Raw genomic sequence first — 16799 nt, forward strand, 5'->3', positions numbered from 1 at the left:
TCTTCGCCTTTCCCGGCCTAGGATGAGGGGGTGCCGGCGAACACCCCTACGAAGAATCCGCCGGAGGAGCGCCTGGTCAACCTCGTGGTCGCCCTGATGGCCACGGAGCAGGGACTGACCAAGGACACGATCCTCCGCTCGGTCTCGGGCTATCGCGAGCACACCGAATCCGGTGCGTCGAAGGATGCACTGGAGAAGATGTTCGAACGCGACAAGGAGAATCTGCGCGGCCTCGGCGTCCCCATCGAGACGATCGGCGATTTCGCGGACCCCGACGATCTGCGCGATGCGCGCTACCGGGTGCCGAAGTCGGAGTACTCGCTTCCCGAGCACATCGCCTTCACCCCCGCCGAACTGGCCCTGCTCAACCTCGCCGGCGAGGTGTGGAGCGAGGGGTCGCTGTCGGCTGAGGCCCGCAGCGGGCTGCGCAAGATCCGGGCTCTCGGCATCGACGTCGACGAGCCGATCATCGGATATTCACCGCGCATCAGCGTGCGGGAGCCGTCGTTCCCCGTGCTGCAGCGCGCCATCGAGCAGAGCCGCGCGGTGACCTTCCCCTACCTTCGCCCCGGAGACGAGAACGAACGACTGCGACGGGTCAGGCCTCTGGCGCTGATCGAGTACGAGGCCCGATGGCATGTCTTCGGACGCGACCTCAACCTCGACGCCGATCGCACGTTCCTTCTCAGCCGCATCGTCGGGGACGTCGCGGTGACCCGCGACACCTTCGATCCGGCGCTGCGCGACGGCGCGGGGGAGAGAGCGCTGGCAGAACTCGAAGAGCTCGCTGAACGCCAGCTCGCCCACCTCGAGGTCGACCCCGGAACCGAGGCGGCGCTGCGCCTCGCCCGCCGCGGACGCCCGGCCGGGCAGGGCATATACGTGCCGTTCGTCGACGTCCACGTCTTGGCCGATGAGCTGGCCTCGTACGGCCCCGAGGTGCGGGTGGTCGCTCCTGACGACCTGCGCGCGCTCGTCATCGCCCGCCTGCGGGCGGCGTTCGATCGCCATGACGCGGCGCCGGGAGGCTCCTCATGAGGGCGCGACGCCCCCTGGTCGCCACCGATCGGGCCGCGCTCATCCTCCAGCTGGTGCCCTACCTCATCAGCAAGGGCGAGGTGTCGATCGCGGAGGCGGCCGAAGAGTTCGACGTCACCCGTGACGAGATGCGCGGCATGGTGCAGAAGCTCACCGTCATCGGACTCCCCGGTGAACGAGGCTATTGGCAGATGTCGAACGATCTGTTCGACATCGACTGGGACCTCCTCGACACCCAGGACGTCATCGCCATCACTCACTCCGTCGGCCTCGAGCGGTCTCCCCGGCTGACCGCTCGGGAGGTGGCGGCGCTCGTTGCGGGACTCCAGCTCGCGCGCGCCATCCCGGGGGTCGGCGACACCGAGGTGTACAGCGGCCTCCTGGCCAAGCTCTCCCAGGGTGCGTCGGCCAAACCGGCCGATGTCATCGTCGCGCCGAGCCCGGTCGACGACGTGCGCGAAGCGGTCGCGATCGCCCTGCGCGAGCGAGTCGCCGTCACCTTCACCTACAAGGCGCCCGAGTCCGAGCCGACCGCCCGCACGGTGGACCCGGTCAAGGTGCACATCGCCGATGGCCAGTGGTACCTGCAGGGATGGTGTCACCTGCGTCAGGCGATGCGCACATTCCATCTGGACCGGGTCAGCGATCTGCGGGTCACCGACATCCCGAGCACGCACAGCGAGGACGCCGCACCGGGCTGGTTCGAACCGAGCGAAGGCGGGGGAGAGGTCATCGCCCACATCCGCTTCCGTGCGTCGCTGGCGCCGCTGCTCGGCGACTATCTCGACCGGGCGACGGTCACGAGGGACGGTGACGACGCGATCGCCACCCTGCGCGTCGCCGACGAGACGACGCTGCGCCGCCTGGCGGCACGGCGTGGTGGCGTCGTCGAGATCGTCTCGCCCGAGGGGGCCCGGCGCGCGGCTGCGGACTGGGCTCGCGCCGGGCTCGCGCAGTACACCGGACGCGCCGATCCGTCACCGGCCGGTTCATAGACGCCGCGGGTTAGACTGAAACTCCTGACCCCTAGCGACGGAGCCCATCGTGTTCCAAAACCTCACCGGCTGGCACTTCCTCGTCGTGCTCCTGGTCATCCTTCTGCTGTTCGGGGCGGCCAAGCTTCCGGCTCTCGCGAAGAGCGTCGGCCAGTCCGCCCGCGTCTTCAAGGGCGAGATGAAGGCGATGAAGGAGGAGGATGCTCCTTCCGGCGACACGACGTCGTCGACGGCCTCTCCCACCCCGCCCGCCGCGTCGCGCGACGCGTCTCCGGGCAGGTCCTCCGAAACGACCTGATCGGCCGTGGCCACGGCCGAACGCGCACGCACAGACGACAGCGAGCCACGGCGCGACCGACGCATGTCGCTGGGAGCGCACATCCTGGAGCTGCGCAAGCGACTGATGATCGCCGTCCTGGCGCTCATCGTCGGGATGGTGGTGGCTTTCTTCATCACCGACCCGGTGATCAGACTCATCACCCTGCCGATCCAGCAGGTGGCCGAAGTCAAGGGCGAACAGGCGGCCGTCGAGCTGATGTTCACCACGGTCACGTCGGCCTTCGATCTGCGCCTGCGGATGTCCTTCGCGATCGGCCTTCTTCTTTCGGCGCCGATCTGGCTGTGGCAGATCTGGGCGTTCATCATGCCCGGGCTCACCCGCAAAGAGGTTCGCTACACCATCGGCTTCGTCGCCGCGGCGGTCCCCCTGTTCTTCGCCGGGGCGTACGTGGGCCTGCTGATCATGCCGCACATCGTCGAGCTGATGTCGACCTTCGTCCCCGAGGGCGCCGCGTCGTTCTTCGACGCGACCTACTACTACGACTTCGTCTTCAAGCTGCTCATCGTCGTCGGGATCTCCTTCGTCCTCCCGGTCTTCCTCGTCGCCCTCAACATCGCCGGGGTCATGAGCGGCCGCGCGATCCTCAAAGGCTGGCGGGTGGCGGTCCTCGTGGCGACGATCTTCGCCGCTCTCGCCACCCCCGCGGCCGACGTGGTGAGCATGCTCATGCTGGCCGGCATCCTCGTCGTCCTCTTCTTCGCCGCGGCGGGGCTGTCGCTGCTGTTCGACCGCCGTCGGTCGCGCCGAGACGCCGCTCTGCTGCCGCCCGGGGCGAGCTGATGACACCGCCCGGGGCGGTCTGATGACCGAGTTGTCGCCGGCCGAGCGGTACGCCCGCGCGGCCGCAGCCTCTCGCGAGCAGCGCGGGCACCCCATCACCACGGCCTTCGCCGCGTCGCGGCCGTTCGAGCTCGATCCGTTCCAGATCGAGAGCTGCCGGGCGCTCGAAGAGGGCCGGAGCGTCCTCGTGGCCGCCCCCACGGGCGCGGGCAAGACGATCGTCGGCGAGTTCGCCATCCACCTCGCGATGCGCGAGTCTGACGACAAGGCGTTCTACACCACGCCGATGAAGGCCCTGTCCAACCAGAAGTACCGCGAGCTCGTCGACGAGTACGGTCCCGACGAGGTCGGTCTCCTCACCGGTGACACGAACATCAACGGCAACGCCCGTGTCGTCGTGATGACCACCGAGGTCCTCCGCAACATGCTCTACGCCGACTCCCCGGCACTCAGGAGCCTGCGCTACGTCGTCATGGACGAGGTCCACTACCTCGCCGATCGCTTCCGTGGCGCGGTCTGGGAGGAGGTCATCATCCATCTCCCCCGGAGTGTGCGACTGGTCTCCCTGTCTGCGACGGTCTCCAACGCCGAGGAGTTCGGCGACTGGCTCGACACCGTGCGCGGCGACACCGAGGTCATCGTCTCCGAGACCCGTCCGGTGCCTCTGGAGCAGCACGTCCTGGTTCGCGGCGACCTCCTGCCGCTCTTCGACGACAGGGCCGGAGTCGCCACCGCGCAGGTCAATCAGGAGCTGATGCGGCTGCGGTCGTTCAAAGCCACGAGCTTCGAGAACAACCGCCGCGCCCAGCAGATGCGAAGCGATCCGAGCCGGCGTCGGCCGCCGCGGGGCGGGGTGCGGCCGGTCCGGCCCTCGAACATCCGCAGCATCGAGCGGATCGATCGTCCCGACGTCGTGCGGCTTCTGGAGCGCAGCAGCCTGCTGCCCGCGATCTTCTTCATCTTCAGTCGGGCCGGCTGCGACGCGGCGGTGCAGCAGGTGCGCCGCGCGGGACTCCGATTGACCACCCGCGAGGAGCGCGACATCATCCGCGAGGTCGTCGAGGAGCGCACCCGCACCCTGGGCGATGAGGACCTGGCCGTCCTGGGGTTCTGGGAGTGGCGGGAGAACCTGGAGCGGGGCGTCGCTGCCCACCACGCCGGTCTCCTCCCCGCCTTCAAAGAGGTCGTCGAAGACCTGTTCCAGCGCAAGCTCGTCAAGGCGGTCTTCGCCACCGAGACGCTGGCTCTCGGAATCAACATGCCGGCCCGCACCGTCGTGCTCGAGAAGCTCGAGAAATTCAACGGCGAGGCGCGTGTCGCGATCACCGCAGGCGAGTACACGCAGCTGACCGGACGCGCGGGGCGGCGGGGCATCGACGTCGAGGGGCACGCGGTCATCCAGTGGACCGAGCAGATGGACCCGCAGCAGGTCGCCGCGCTGGCGTCTCGGCGGACGTATCCGCTGAACTCCAGCTTCCGTCCGACCTACAACATGGCGGTCAACCTCATCGACCAGTTCGGCCGGCCCCGGGCGCGCGAGGTGCTGGAATCCTCCTTCGCCCAATTCCAGGCGGACCGTTCCGTGGTGGGGATCGCCCGGCAGGTCAAGGAGGCCGAGGAGTCGCTGGCGGGCTATGCGACGGCGATGGCGTGCGACCGGGGGGACTTCGTGGAGTACGCGGGGATCCGACGTGAGCTGAGCGACCTCGAGAAGGTCAATCGGAGGGATGCCACGGCACCGCGCGCTCTCCGGGAGAGCCGACAGCGCCAACTCGGGTCTCTGCGCAAGCGCATGCAGCGCCATCCGTGTCACTCGTGTCCGGACCGGGAGAGTCATGCCCGGTGGGGCGAGAGATATCACCGCCTCGACCGCGACGTCCAGCGGATGCGCCGGCAGATCGACAGCCGCACCGGAACCGTCGCGCGGGTGTTCGACCGCGTCGTCGACGTGCTCACCGCGCTCCACTACGTCGATGTGGACGACGCCGGCGACACGCACCTCACCGCCGAAGGACGCCGCATGCGGCGCATCTACGGGGAGCGTGATCTGCTGGTCGCAGAATCGCTCCGCCTGCGCCTCTGGGATCGTCTGGATGCTGCATCGCTGGCGGCCCTCGCCTGCTGCCTCGTCTTCGAGCCACGCCGCGAGGACGGCCGTGAGAACGCCCTCCCGAGGGGTGCGTTCCGTCCGGTCTTCGCCGAGACGCTCACGCTCTGGCAGCGTCTGGACGACCTCGAGCGCGAGCATCACCTGCCGGGGTCGGAACCGCCCGCGGGTGGACTGGCGCTGGCCATGCACACCTGGGCGCGCGGCGGGATGCTCGACCGCGTGCTGGAGGAGGCCGACATGGCCGCGGGCGACTTCGTGCGCTGGGCGAAGCAGACCATCGACCTGCTGGACCAGCTCTCGATCGTCGCCGACACCGATGTGGGACGGACCGCGCGCGCGGCGCTGGATGCGGTCCGGCGCGGCATCGTCGCGCATTCGTCCGTATGAGCGCACTGTCCGCCGCGCGCGGAATGCCACGTCCGCTCCTCCCGCTCTGGGCGGCGGCGCTCACCGCCGCGGTGGCCGGACCGACCCTCGATCTGGCTTTCCCCGACGTGGGGTGGTGGCCGTTCGCGTTCGTCGGAGTGGCCTTCGCCCTGGTGTCGCTCATCGGCCGGAGCATCGGCGGTGCAGTCCTGGTCGGCTTCGTCTTCGGCGCCTCGTTCCACCTCATCCACATCCTCTGGATCACCCGTTACCTCGGGCCGATCCCCTGGCTGGCGCTTTCGGGCCTGCAGGCGATCCTCATGGGACTCGGCGCTGTCCCGATCGCGCTCGCCTACCGGTGGCTGCCGCGGGCCATGCCCGCGCGCGCGGCACAGCTGACCGCTCTGCCGCTCCTCGTCGGCGGACTGTGGACCGCCCGCGAGCTGTTCATGGGGTCGTGGCCCTACACCGGGTTCCCGTGGGCCAGGATCGGGATGAGCCAGTCCGAGAGCCCGCTGGCGGACATCGCCTCCTGGACGGGCGTCGCGGGGCTGACCTTCCTCATGGTGGTCGCCACCGCCGCGATCATCGAGTGGCTGCGTGCCGGTCGCCTGCGTGATCTGCGCACCGCACTTCCCACGGTCGCAGCCGTGGTGCTCCTCGTGGCGGTCCCTGCGTTCCCGACCACCCCGTCGGGTGACCTGCGTGTCGGCGCGGTGCAGGGCAACGGTCCCTCGGCGTACTTCGATGAACGCGCCCAGTACGCGATCCTGAACGCCCAGCTCGAAGCCACCGCGCCGCTCGCGGGGGAGGATCTCGATCTGCTCGTGTGGCCGGAGGGCGGGATCGACTACGACCCGCTGCAGGACGGCACGACCGCGGCGACCCTCGACGCCCTCGCCGAGCAGTTCGGCGCACCGCTGCTGATCAACGCCGCCACCGACCGTGGCGAGCTGACGTTCAACACCTCGATGCTCTGGGAGGCGGGCGCGGACAATCCCGTGGCGTTCCATGACAAGCGCAACCCGGTCCCGATGGGGGAGTACGTCCCGGACCGGTGGTTCTTCGAACGGATCGTGCCCGACCTCGTGGGTCTCATCCAGCGCGAGTACACGCCGGGTGACAACCCGCCTTTCGTCGACGTCGACGGCGTGGGAGTGGGGCTGGCGATCTGCTTCGACGTCATCTACGACGCCGTCATGTGGGAGGGTGCGCGCGAGGGCGCAGAGCTGTACGTCTTCCAGACGAACAATGCCGACTTCCGCGATACCGACGAGAACCTGCAGCAGCTCGCGTTCGCGCGGATGCGGGCGATCGAGACCGGCCGCTCCGTGGTGAACCTCTCCACGGTCGGGACGAGCCAGGTGATCGCTCCCGACGGCACGACCCTTGACAGTCTGCCGGCGGGAACCGCGGGGCAGATGCTCGCCGACGTGCCGCTGCGTACCGGTCTCACGCCTGCCGTGCTCATCGGCCCCGCGGTGCAGGTGCTCCTCGGCTGGGGGAGTCTCCTGGCCGTCGCCGTGATCGGCATCGCGCTGCGAGTTCGCGGGCGCACGAAGACGCCGGCCTCCGAAGAGACCGGCGTCGACAGGGACGTCAGAGCCTGATCAGGCGCTGAGCTTGCCCTTCGAGGTGTCGTCGGCTGCACCGCGGCGAGCACGGACGAAGGCGAGACGCTCCTCCAGCAGCTCTTCGAGCTCGGGGATCGTTCGCCTCTCCAGAAGCATGTCCCAGTGGGTGCGGGGCGCCTTCTCGTCGCTGTGATCGACCGTCGCCGTGCCCTCGCCGATGCGCAGGAGAGCCTCGGAGCCGCAGGTGCGGCATTCCCAGGCCTGGGGCACCTCGGCGTCGGCCGCGAATGTCAGTGTGGTGTCACGTCCGCAGGACGTGCAGGAATAGATGTGCTGTACGCGTTCATGGAACACGACGCCCTCTTCGCTCTGTAGGCTCTGGGCGCCGAGTCGGATGCCGCGAAGACTGCGGTCTGCCATTGTGTGGTCCTTCCGTCGCTGATCAGGTATAACGCCCCCGCCTGGGCGGATCATCCGAAGCACGGGTGCGGGAGCGGCTTTCACAGCCGATGCTCAGGCCCTCGCGCCTTCGGATCAGGACGCGTGGCGGGCCGCGAGAGGGAGCGCGACGTCGGCGCGATCCGTGACGAGTCCATCCACGCCGGCAAGGAGGAGCCGCTCCATGTCGGAGGGATCGTTCACCGTCCAGACGTGGACCTCGACGCCGTGCCGATGGGCGTTCTCGATGAGGCGCGGAGTGACGATCGGTACGCGACCGCGTCGCTCGGGCACCTGAAGGGCATCGACGTCGGAGAGGAGTCGCGAGACGGCCCGGCGGACCCGAAACCCTGACGCGAGCAGGAGACGGGTGATGGTCTGTGTGCCGGCCGAGGTCGCCGGTCGGATCGGGGCGCCGGCATCCGCGGCCGCTGCAAGGGCGGCGCGGCGACGTTCGTCCGAGAAGCTCGTCAGAAGCACACGATCGGCGTACGGTGCGACGGCGCGACCGACCGCTTCCGCGGCTGCGGGCGCCTTGACGTCGAGGTTGAATCGCACCGTGGGGAACGACTCCAGGGCCTGATCGAGGGTGAGCAGACCCCCCAGCCCGGCCATGAGCTCTGACAGCTCAGCAAGCGTCACGGCGGCGATCGCGCGTGGATCACCCGCAATGCGCTGCAGATCGTCGTCGTGGAAGAGCACCACTTCGCCGTCGAGCGTCACGTGACAATCGGACTCGACATAGGTTGCTCCCGCGGCGTGCGCGGCCGCGACGGCGGCGAAGGAATTCTCGACGAGATCCGTGGATCCCTCGGGCACGAGTCCGCGGTGGGCGAGCACGCGAGGCGCATCCGACGCCTGGAACCACGGATGCTGCGGGTCAGGCAGGGTCGCCCTCGCCCTCGGTCGGGGTCGGGCTCGGGGCCGGGCGCGGGGCGGTGCCGTCGCCACGGACCGCACCCGGTGTGGTGGACCGGGCCTCGTTGGCGATGGCATCCGCGTCCGATGCCGCCTCGCGCGCAGCCGCCACGGCGGCATCCGACGCGGCCGAGTACTCGGCACGGCGTGCCGCCGTCGCGGGGCGCCGCGCACTGCCGGGCGTCGTCGTCGGTCCGCCTTCGTCGCGCCCGCCGAGCGCGTTGCCGATGCCCTTGAGCGCCTCGGTCAGTTCGCTCGGGATGATCCAGAGCTTGTTCGACGGGCTCTCGCTGATCTTGGGCAGGGTCTGCAGGTACTGGTAGGCCAGCAGCTTGTCGTCCGGCTCACCCGCGTGGATGGCGCCGAAGACCATCTCAATGGCTTCCGCCTCGCCCTGCGCGCGCAGCACCGCCGCCTGCTTGTCTCCCTCGGCGCGGAGGATCTCGGCCTGGCGCCGACCCTCGGCCTCGAGGATCTGAGACTGCTTCGTGCCCTCCGCGGTCAGGATCGCGGCGCGCCGGTCGCGCTCGGCGCGCATCTGCTTCTCCATCGAGTCCTGGATCGAGGTCGGCGGGTCGATGGCCTTCAGCTCGACGCGCGACACCCGCAGGCCCCACTTGCCGGTGGCCTCGTCGAGCACCACGCGGAGCTGGCCGTTGATGTTGTCACGGCTCGTGAGCGCCTCTTCGAGGTTGAGCCCACCGACCACGTTGCGAAGCGTCGTGGTCGTCAACTGCTCCACCGCGCTGAGGTAGTTGGCGATCTCGTAGGTCGCCGCGCGGGCGTCGTTCACCTGGAAGTACACGACGGTGTCGATCGACACCACCAGGTTGTCCTCGGTGATGACCGGCTGCGGCGGAAAGGACACCACCTGTTCGCGCATGTCGACCAGCGGGCGGAGCCGATCGACGAACGGGACGAGGATGTTCAGCCCGGGCGAAAGCGTCCGCTGATATCGCCCGAGTCGCTCGACGATCCCGGCGTAAGCCTGCGGGATGATCCGGATCGAACGGAACAGCACCACCACCACGAAGATCGCCAGGACGACGAGCAGGACGATGACGAAGATCTGGCCGATGAAGGCGCCGGGGTCGATCACGGGGTGCTTCCTTCCGTTGAGGCGGGAGTGGCGGGCGCGGCGGGGCTGACCTCGACGGTGGCACCCAGAACGCGGTCGACGGTGACGCGCACGCCGACACCGGCGTTCACGGCACCGGCGGCCAGGCGAGCAGTCCAGGTCTCACCGTTGTCCAGGCGCACGGAGCCCCCCTCGCCGTCGACGAATGCGGCGACGACCCGTCCGCCCATGCCGTAGAGGGCATCGACGTTGGTCCTCGCCGGTTCGCCGCGATGGAGGAGCTTCAGCAGCAACGGCCGGATGGTGAACAGCAGAAGGGCCGAGATCGCTGCGGCCGCGGCGATCTGCAGCCACCACGGGCCACCGAGAAGGTTCACGCCGAGGCCGCCGATGAGGCTCCCGGCGCCGATCATGAGGAAGGTGAACTCGAGCGTGAGCAGCTCGATGATGATGAAGACCCCCGCGAGCACCAACCACACGATCCAGAGGTATTGCGTGAGATCCGGCAGCATCGCGGCTCCTCCTCGGCCTTGACCGCCACCCTAACACCGCAGTCGGAGGGGTCGGCGTTGATAGGGTTCAGGGGGCCGGACGGCCTTGCCGCGGCATCCGCGGTGCGTCATCACAGGAGTCGCCACATATGTCTCAGACCCTTGCTCCCGGATCGCTGGCAGGCAAGACCGCCCTCGTGACGGGATCCTCCCGTGGCATCGGGGCCGACACCGCCCGCTATCTCGCCGAAGCCGGAGCCGATGTCGTGATCAATTACCGCAACAAGGCGCCGCGGGCCGAGAAGCTCGCCGCGCAGCTGCGCGACCTCGGTGTGCGGGTGCTCGTGGTCGGAGCCGATCTCACCGACCCTGCCTCCGTGCAGGCGATGTTCGCCGAGGTCGAGCGCGAGTTCGGCCGGCTGGATGTCCTGGTGCTCAATGCCTCGGGCGGCATGGAGGCCGGCATGGCGGAAGACTATGCGCTCCGCCTCAACCGCGATGCCCAGGTGTCGGTCCTGGAGACCGCGATGCCCCTCCTCGGTGCGGGCGCCCGTGTCGTCTTCGTCACCAGCCATCAGGCGCACTTCATCCGCACGACGCCGACCATGCCCGAGTACGAGCCGGTCGCGCTGTCCAAGCGCGCGGGCGAGGACGCCCTGCGGGAGCGCATCCCGCTGCTCACGGAGCGCGGCGTGGAGTTCGTCGTCGTGTCCGGCGACATGATCGAGGGCACCATCACGGCCACGCTCCTCGAGCGGGCGAACCCCGGGGCGATCGCCTCGCGACGCGAGTCAGCGGGACGGCTCTACAACGTCTCGGAGTTCGCTGCAGAGGTGGCCCGGGCTGCCGTCGATCCGATCCCCGACGACAACACCCGGCTCGTCGGCGACACCGGGTCGTTCGCGGGGGAGTGAGTCGTGGGCCCCACCGACATCCAGAAGCTTCTCGGGGTCGGGCGGCCCGCGCTCTCGTCCCGCGGCGAGTTCGCGGTCTTCTCCGTCAGTCGCCCCGACCTTCCCGCCAACAGGATGGTGGGCCAGCTGTGGCGGATCGATCTGCCGGACGGTGCTCCTCGCCGGCTCACCCGCGGAGTCCTCGACACCGCCCCGGCGCTTTCGCCCGACGACACGCGTGTGGCGTTCCTGCGGCCCGATGCCCGCGGTCGCTCACAGGTGTTCGTGATCGCCGCACCCGGTGGTGAGCCGGTACAGGCCACCGACGCCCCGCTCGGGGTCGGCGAGGTCGTCTGGACGCAGGACGGGCGCTCGTTGGTCTATACCGCCCGGATGCCCGAGGTGGGGCGATACGGCACGGTGGAAGGACTGGGTGCCACGGCCGAAGCTCCCCGCCGGATCACCGGAGTCCGCTGGAACGCCAACGGTCTCGGCTACCTCGCCGACCGGCCCGCGCAGATCTTCGTGATCGCGGCGCCCGAGGTCGACAGCGAGCCGTTCTACGAGCCCGCACCCGCCGTGCGCGACGATGACGAGGCACCGCGCCGGACCGTGATCGGCGCGACCCCGCGTGCGCTCACGGAGGGTCAGCTCAGCTGGTCGACCCTCGCGGTGGCAGGCGAGGAGGTGCTGGCCGTTCCCGATCTGATCGAAGCCGACCGTCGGGACCTGCGCACCCCGATCGTTGCGCATCACCTCGACGGCTCCGGCCGCCGCGAGGCTCTCGGAACCGGTGCGAACCTGTCGGTGACGGGCCTCGCCGTCGCGGACGACGGCGCCGTGGCCGCCCTGGCCTCCGACGTGGGGACCTCGGGGACGGACTTCGTGGCCCCCGGCACGGCGCTGTACGTGATCGGCGAGGGGGAGGCCCGCGTCCTCACGGATCCCGAGACGATCGATCTCGGCGAGGTCGGAAGCCACGTCACCCCCATCGGCGACGACTTCCTCGTGCAGGATCGGCGCCGGGGACGCGTCCGGCTCCTTCGGGTCGCGCGCGACGGGTCGGCCGCCACGGTCATCGGCGGCGACCGCGAGGTGCTCGGTCACGCGGCATCCGGTTCGACCGTGGTCGCCGCGGTCGCCACGCCGGACTCGTTCGGCGAGATGGTCCTGGCCGGAGCCGGCGAACCTCGGATGCTGACCGCGTTCGGCGCGGCCGCTGCCGCGACGGGAATAGTGGAACCGCGCGAGCTCACCGTCCGCGGACGGGACGGCTACCCGGTGCACGGCTGGGTCGCCCGGCCCGCCGGGGACGGGCCGTTCCCCGTCATCCTGCAGATCCACGGCGGGCCGTACGCCAGCTACGGCATCCATCTCTTCGACGAGACCCAGGTCCTCGTCGACGCGGGCTACGCGGTGGTCTACTGCAACCCGCGGGGATCGGCCGGGTACGGCCGCGCGCACGGGCGCGCCATCCGGCAGGCGATGGGCACGCTCGACCATCACGACGTCATCGACTTCCTCGACGGCGCGCTGGAGTCCGACACCACCCTCGATCCGCGTCGGCTGGGCATCATGGGTGGCTCGTACGGCGGTTACCTCACCGCGTGGATCATCGCGCACGACCACAGATTCCGCGGAGCGATCGTCGAGCGCGGGTTCCTCGAGCCGACGTCATTCCAGGGGACGAGCGACATCGGCTCGTTCTTCGGCGACGAATACGTCGGGGTCGACCCCGAGCGCATCGCCGCGCAGAGTCCGATGGCGGTCGTCGGGCAGGTGCGCACGCCCACCCTCGTGATGCACGCCGAGGCCGACCACCGATGCCCGCTGGAGCAGGCGACGCGCTACTACTCGGCGCTCACCCGGGCGGGGGTCCCGAGTGAGATGCTGATCTTCCCCGGCGAGAACCACGAACTCACTCGGAGCGGCCAGCCCCGGCATCGCGTCGAACGCTTCGTCGCGGTGACGCAGTGGTGGGCGCGCCACCTGCCGATCGACTGAACGGGCCGGACCTCCGACGCGTCCGGCTCAGGCGCGGCCGAAGCGGAGGGCGCGGACGATCTGGATGATCCCGAGGATCACCAGGGAGATGCCGAAGAACAGCCAGACGATGAGGGCGCCCCAGATGGGCGCGAACATCACCACGACACCGGCGACGATGCTGATGATCGCGAAGAAGATGGTCCATCCCTTCGACGACGTGTCCGACAGGGTGGACAGCGACACGATCCCCTCGACCACCCAGGTGATGCCGATCATGAGGCCGACCAGAAGAAGCAGCCAGTCGGTGGCCGCACCGAAGTTGAGGAAAGCCACGACGCCGGCGATGACGAACAGCACGCCGAGCACGATGTAGCCGATCCGCGACCAGCCGCCACGCTCACGCGAGAACGCACCGAGGCCGATGTAGACCAGTCCGGCGATGATGGCGTAGATGGCGAGCAGGAAGGTGACGACGCCGAACGCCTTCTGCGGCCAGATGAGGATGAGCAGACCGAAGATCAGCGCGATCGCGCCGACCACGCCCAGGGCGACCCGGACGGTGTTGGTGAGGGACTTCTCCGCGCTGCCGGTGGACATGACCGAACCCTTTCTGAGCGTTACCTGAGAGACTGCGCTCTCACTGTAGACCCGAGAGGGGCTCAGGGGAACGCCGACAGGCCGTCGGGTACGGGGCTCGCGGTGGTGCTCAGGCCAGGCCGGTCGCGGCCAGATAGCGCGCCTTGTGGCCGGTGCGGATGCCGGTGACGCTCGGCTTGTTCTCGTAGACGCCGGCTCCCCAGTTGCCCTCGACCAGCACCGGACCGGTGGGGGTCACCACGATGTCCCATCCCACGTACTGCACCTGAGGGACGACGCGAGCGACACGGTCGACGAACGCGACCACCTCGGCCATCATCGGCAGCGAGAAATCCGCGATCCGGAATCCGGATTCGGGATGGGTGATGTGCACGTGACCGTGGGAGTCGTAGCCGGGACCGACGGCGCGACCGTCGTCGTCGAGCATCGTGTAGAAGCCGCCGAACGACATCTGGTCGCTGACGGCGCCGCGGCCGAACTTCTGCGCCACGGCCAGGATGTGGGTGCGCTCTCCGTCGAAGAACGCCGTCACACGCGTGGTGTTGACCGTCCCCGGGCAGACCGCGGCGAGGTCGGGATGCTGCACGATGACCTCCTCGATGAGGAGCTCGCCCCGGTCGCGAAGACCGCGGTGGAACGTCGTCCAATCGTCGATGTCTGCGGCGTGGTAGCGGTGCACGCCGGTCCCGGCCTGCCCGATCGGCTCCTTGGTCACGATGGTGCCGTGACGCTCGGTGAAGGCCTGGACCTCGTCGGCGTTGTCGGACTCCACGACCATCCACTCACGGTGCAGGTGCTCGGAGAAGGCGCGATCGAACTCGATCTTGTCCTGGAACAGGTGGCGATGGTCGGGATGGTCGAAGCGCTGCGACAGCTGATTGGAGAATGGGTGCGTCATGAACGTCGCCCGCTCACGACGGGTCAGGATCGCGAAGTCGTAGTCGATGTAGTCCTGGAAGCCCACCTGGCGGAACCCTGCGGAGTAGAGCATGTCCACGACGACCGCGGGCGTCCACTTGCCGTGCTGTGCGGCGGTCTCCTTCGCACGCTCCCACACCGAGCCCACGTTGACCCTGCGCGCACGGTAGGCGAGGTAGCGAAGGCGGGACGAGAGGCCGAGACCGGTCGATGGCATGGGGACTTCCGAGTCGGGGACGACGGACCCGGATAGTCTAGAGGGGTGATGTCGGTGGATCCTCTGCGTCCGTCTGCCGAGTCCTCCCGGGGTGCCGCCGCTCCCGTCGCGGCGCCGCTGGATCCTCGACCCGTCGCCCTCATCCGGCTCGCCGCTCTCGCGCAGAATCTCCGTGACGCCCGTGAAGCGGGTTTCGCCGTCGTCGATCGCGACGTCCTGAGTGCCGACGCCTGGGGTCACGGAGCCGGCATCGTCGAGCGTGCGGTGTCTTCGGCGGGCATGGCGTGGGCGGACAGCGGGAGAGCCGGGGCGCTCGGGGGCGCCCGGCTGTTCGGCCTTCCGGGGTCGTCCGGACGGCCTGTCATGACGCTCACGGGCCGGGTGATCATGACGAAGCTGCTGCGCCGTGGGGAGGGCGTGTCCTACGGATACACCTTCCGGGCCCCCTCCGACACGACGATCGCCCTGGTGCGCGGCGGTTACGGGCAGGGCATCGTGCGCCGACTGGGCAACCGGGTGGCCGTCCGCGTCGAGGGGCGCGACGCGCCCGTCGTCGGCCGGGTGGCGATGGATGTCTGCGTGGTCGATCTCGGGCCGCGGGGAACCGTCTCGCCGGGAGCTCCGGCGGTGTTCTTCGGCGATCCCGATCAGGGAGAGCCGGCGCTGGGGTCGTGGACGGCCGCGACGGGACTGAGCGCCGACGAGATCGTCGCGATCGTCGGTGTCGCGGCTCGTCGGGAGACGTCGTGAGCGGGTCGGTGCTCGAGGTCGACCTCGACCTCCTCGCGCGGAACCTCGCCCGCGTCCGAGCGGCCATCGCGCCCGCCGAGCTCATGCTGGTGGTCAAGAACGACGCGTACGGGCACGGCGTGGAGGCCGTTGTCGCGCGTGCGCGGCGCGAGGGCGTCCGCTGGTTCGGGGGCTTCGATGTGGCCACGGGCGCGCGGGTGCGAGAGGTCGCGGGAGAGGGCGCGCGCATCTTCGTGTGGATCGCCGATACGCCCGAACAGGTCTCCGCGGCCATCGAACTGGATCTCGACATCGGGGTGGGTGATCGCCGACTCCTCGATGACGTCGCCGCGCGGCGTGGGGGACCGCGCGCCGCGCGGGTGCATCTGAAGATCGACACGGGGCTGCGCCGCAACGGCGTCCGGCCCGAGGAGTGGCCCGAGTTCGTCGAGCTCGCCGCGGCGGCCGAACGGGCGGGGAGCCTCGTCGTCGAGGGGATCTGGAGCCACATCGCCGAAGCATCCGATGAGGACGACGACATCGCCCGCGCCCGGTTCGGACAGGCCGTGCGGACGGCGGAGACGGCAGGGCTTCGGCCGCGCTGGCGCCACCTCGCTGCAAGCGCCGCGGCATTCGCCCGACCGGAGTTCCGCTACGACATCGCCCGGGTCGGGGCGTTCTGCTTCGGCATCCGTCCCGCCGGCGGGCCCGGCGAAGCCGAGCTGGGGGTGCGGCCCATCGCCCGCTGGGAGGCACCCGTCCTCGAGGTGGCAGGCGACGTGGTGCGCATCGGTGTAGGTGCGCGCGACGGGCTGTTCAGCTCACTGGCGTCGCACGCTCGGATCGCAACGCCCGGAGGAGCGCGCAGACTCCTCGCCGTCGCCGGGGCGACGTCGGACGTCGCGGCGTGGCCCGGAGCCGGGGTAGGCGATCGCGTCATCGTCTACGGCGATGCCGCCCGCGACGAAGAAACCGCGACCTCGCTCGCCGAAATGATCGGATCGATCGGCGAAGAGGTCGCGGTCCGTGTCTCGCCGCTGGTGCCCCGGCGCTACCGGGGCCTGCGATGATGGTCAGTCTTCGCTGCTGAGGCGCGCGGTCTCGTCGTGCCACGACGTGGCGACGGCACGCAGCTTCTCTTCGTACTTGCGGCCGTGGTGAGCGCAGAACAGCAGCTCGCTGCCGTTGACCTCGGCTGCGATGTAGGCCTGAGCTCCGCAGGAATCGCAGCGGTCCACCGCGGTCAGGCGGTATTCGAGGACGGCCGTCTCAGAAGGTGTCGAAAGTGTCATCGCGGTGCCTCCTCGGGAATGTGACTCTCGGCGTGGTCT

Annotated in this window: 17 protein-coding genes; 10 read left to right on the top strand and 7 right to left on the bottom strand. The window is 69.5% G+C overall.

Annotated features, from left to right (window positions below):
- Positions 1–30 precede the first annotated feature (30 nt).
- The 6 genes from QSU92_RS16525 to lnt all read left to right on the top strand — a co-directional run bounded on the left by QSU92_RS16525 (position 31) and on the right by lnt (position 7239).
- Positions 31–1038 (top strand): helix-turn-helix transcriptional regulator, encoded by a 1008-nt coding sequence (locus tag QSU92_RS16525; protein ID WP_289263567.1) that lies wholly within the window; start codon positions 31–33, stop codon positions 1036–1038.
- Entirely contained in the window at positions 1035–2033 is a 999-nt protein-coding gene (locus QSU92_RS16530; RefSeq protein WP_289263569.1) for a helix-turn-helix transcriptional regulator, read from the top strand. The genes QSU92_RS16525 and QSU92_RS16530 overlap by 4 nt, the downstream gene beginning before the upstream one ends.
- A gap of 49 nt (positions 2034–2082) precedes the next feature.
- Complete coding sequence (gene tatA / locus QSU92_RS16535; RefSeq protein ID WP_289263571.1) at positions 2083–2331, top strand: twin-arginine translocase TatA/TatE family subunit; 249 nt, start codon at positions 2083–2085, stop codon at positions 2329–2331.
- A 63-nt stretch (positions 2332–2394) separates the two neighbouring features.
- Positions 2395–3153 carry a twin-arginine translocase subunit TatC gene (tatC, locus tag QSU92_RS16540; protein WP_289265948.1) on the top strand — a complete coding sequence of 253 codons (759 nt, stop codon included), beginning with the start codon at positions 2395–2397 and terminating at the stop codon, positions 3151–3153.
- A gap of 22 nt (positions 3154–3175) precedes the next feature.
- Entirely contained in the window at positions 3176–5650 is a 2475-nt protein-coding gene (locus tag QSU92_RS16545) for a DEAD/DEAH box helicase (protein ID WP_289263574.1), read from the top strand.
- Positions 5647–7239, top strand: coding sequence for an apolipoprotein N-acyltransferase (gene lnt, locus QSU92_RS16550; protein WP_289263576.1), 1593 nt, complete (start codon positions 5647–5649; stop codon positions 7237–7239). The genes QSU92_RS16545 and lnt overlap by 4 nt, the downstream gene beginning before the upstream one ends.
- Here lnt and QSU92_RS16555 read toward each other — a convergent pair whose 3' ends face one another.
- The 4 genes from QSU92_RS16555 to QSU92_RS16570 all read right to left on the bottom strand — a co-directional run bounded on the left by QSU92_RS16555 (position 7240) and on the right by QSU92_RS16570 (position 10149).
- Positions 7240–7623, bottom strand: coding sequence for an RNA polymerase-binding protein RbpA (locus tag QSU92_RS16555; protein WP_124293134.1), 384 nt, complete (start codon positions 7621–7623; stop codon positions 7240–7242).
- A gap of 114 nt (positions 7624–7737) precedes the next feature.
- Entirely contained in the window at positions 7738–8481 is a 744-nt protein-coding gene (locus tag QSU92_RS16560; RefSeq protein WP_289263579.1) for a glycerophosphodiester phosphodiesterase family protein, read from the bottom strand.
- Positions 8482–8521: 40 nt separating this feature from the next.
- On the bottom strand, positions 8522–9658 hold the full coding sequence (locus QSU92_RS16565; protein ID WP_333783429.1) for an SPFH domain-containing protein: 1137 nt from the start codon (positions 9656–9658) through the stop codon (positions 8522–8524).
- A complete protein-coding gene (locus tag QSU92_RS16570) occupies positions 9655–10149 on the bottom strand; it encodes an NfeD family protein (protein WP_289263581.1) in 495 nt (164 codons plus the stop codon). The genes QSU92_RS16565 and QSU92_RS16570 overlap by 4 nt, the downstream gene beginning before the upstream one ends.
- Before the next feature lie 128 nt (positions 10150–10277).
- Here QSU92_RS16570 and QSU92_RS16575 point away from each other — a divergent pair, with 128 nt between their 5' ends.
- Together QSU92_RS16575 and QSU92_RS16580 are read left to right on the top strand one after the other, a co-directional pair.
- Positions 10278–11042: an SDR family oxidoreductase gene (locus QSU92_RS16575; RefSeq protein ID WP_289263583.1), complete on the top strand. Its 765-nt coding sequence runs from the start codon at positions 10278–10280 to the stop codon at positions 11040–11042.
- A 3-nt stretch (positions 11043–11045) separates the two neighbouring features.
- Complete coding sequence (locus tag QSU92_RS16580; protein ID WP_289263585.1) at positions 11046–13025, top strand: prolyl oligopeptidase family serine peptidase; 1980 nt, start codon at positions 11046–11048, stop codon at positions 13023–13025.
- Positions 13026–13052: 27 nt separating this feature from the next.
- Here the strand turns inward: QSU92_RS16580 and QSU92_RS16585 are convergent, their stop codons facing one another.
- Positions 13053–13604 (bottom strand): HdeD family acid-resistance protein, encoded by a 552-nt coding sequence (locus QSU92_RS16585; protein WP_289263587.1) that lies wholly within the window; start codon positions 13602–13604, stop codon positions 13053–13055.
- A gap of 109 nt (positions 13605–13713) precedes the next feature.
- Complete coding sequence (locus tag QSU92_RS16590) at positions 13714–14739, bottom strand: sugar-transfer associated ATP-grasp domain-containing protein (protein ID WP_289263589.1); 1026 nt, start codon at positions 14737–14739, stop codon at positions 13714–13716.
- Positions 14740–14787: 48 nt separating this feature from the next.
- Here QSU92_RS16590 and QSU92_RS16595 point away from each other — a divergent pair, with 48 nt between their 5' ends.
- Both QSU92_RS16595 and QSU92_RS16600 read left to right on the top strand, forming a co-directional pair.
- Positions 14788–15489: an alanine racemase C-terminal domain-containing protein gene (locus QSU92_RS16595; RefSeq protein ID WP_289263591.1), complete on the top strand. Its 702-nt coding sequence runs from the start codon at positions 14788–14790 to the stop codon at positions 15487–15489.
- Entirely contained in the window at positions 15486–16538 is a 1053-nt protein-coding gene (locus tag QSU92_RS16600; protein WP_289263593.1) for an alanine racemase, read from the top strand. Before QSU92_RS16595 ends, QSU92_RS16600 begins: the two co-directional genes overlap by 4 nt.
- 3 nt (positions 16539–16541) lie before the next feature.
- Here the strand turns inward: QSU92_RS16600 and QSU92_RS16605 are convergent, their stop codons facing one another.
- On the bottom strand, positions 16542–16760 hold the full coding sequence (locus QSU92_RS16605) for a DUF7455 domain-containing protein (RefSeq protein WP_289263595.1): 219 nt from the start codon (positions 16758–16760) through the stop codon (positions 16542–16544).
- Positions 16761–16799 lie beyond the last annotated feature (39 nt).

It is taken from the genome of Microbacterium sp. ET2, from assembly GCF_030347395.1.
In the GTDB taxonomy this organism is placed as follows: Bacteria; Actinomycetota; Actinomycetes; order Actinomycetales; family Microbacteriaceae; genus Microbacterium; species Microbacterium albipurpureum.

Coding starts and splice junctions, on each gene's coding strand:
- QSU92_RS16555 (WP_124293134.1), bottom strand. CDS start 7,623: ATGGCAGACCGCAGTCTTCGCGGCATCCGACTCGGCGCCCAGAGCCTA.
- QSU92_RS16585 (WP_289263587.1), bottom strand. CDS start 13,604: ATGTCCACCGGCAGCGCGGAGAAGTCCCTCACCAACACCGTCCGGGTC.
- QSU92_RS16570 (WP_289263581.1), bottom strand. CDS start 10,149: ATGCTGCCGGATCTCACGCAATACCTCTGGATCGTGTGGTTGGTGCTC.
- QSU92_RS16530 (WP_289263569.1), top strand. CDS start 1,035: ATGAGGGCGCGACGCCCCCTGGTCGCCACCGATCGGGCCGCGCTCATC.
- QSU92_RS16545 (WP_289263574.1), top strand. CDS start 3,176: ATGACCGAGTTGTCGCCGGCCGAGCGGTACGCCCGCGCGGCCGCAGCC.
- lnt (WP_289263576.1), top strand. CDS start 5,647: ATGAGCGCACTGTCCGCCGCGCGCGGAATGCCACGTCCGCTCCTCCCG.
- QSU92_RS16590 (WP_289263589.1), bottom strand. CDS start 14,739: ATGCCATCGACCGGTCTCGGCCTCTCGTCCCGCCTTCGCTACCTCGCC.
- QSU92_RS16595 (WP_289263591.1), top strand. CDS start 14,788: ATGTCGGTGGATCCTCTGCGTCCGTCTGCCGAGTCCTCCCGGGGTGCC.
- QSU92_RS16575 (WP_289263583.1), top strand. CDS start 10,278: ATGTCTCAGACCCTTGCTCCCGGATCGCTGGCAGGCAAGACCGCCCTC.
- QSU92_RS16605 (WP_289263595.1), bottom strand. CDS start 16,760: ATGACACTTTCGACACCTTCTGAGACGGCCGTCCTCGAATACCGCCTG.
- tatC (WP_289265948.1), top strand. CDS start 2,395: ATGTCGCTGGGAGCGCACATCCTGGAGCTGCGCAAGCGACTGATGATC.